The organism is Photobacterium sp. R1, from assembly GCF_054600795.1.
Genome location: NZ_BAAHZP010000915.1, coordinates 1 through 241, shown reverse-complemented (window position 1 = coordinate 241; position 241 = coordinate 1). Strand labels below are relative to the sequence as shown.

The window sequence follows — 241 nt, the reverse complement described above, 5'->3', positions numbered from 1 at the left end:
TTGATAAGGAAGCCGTCGTTGAAGGGGGTCTTCTGGGTATCAATGGGCAATATCTGATTTTCGATACTGGTGTGATAAACTTTCGAAAATTCACCAGCTACGAAGTAACGGTACAAACACCTGAAATCATTGAAAAAATCAGGCCGCATCCTGGTGCGGCCTGATTATCGACGAAGATTGAAGGCGATTACTTCATCAGATCAGTACAGTTTCGTCTTTGGCTGAACGAACATTCTGGACG

At 44.0% G+C, this 241-nt stretch carries 1 protein-coding gene; it reads left to right on the top strand.

All coding sequences use genetic code 11. The features are described 5' to 3' along the window. Positions 1-164, top strand: a 164-nt coding sequence (locus ACYP03_RS27730; RefSeq protein ID WP_459782902.1) for a DUF2797 domain-containing protein, incomplete at its 5' end; no start/stop codon positions are given. Positions 165-241: the final 77 nt, after the last annotated feature.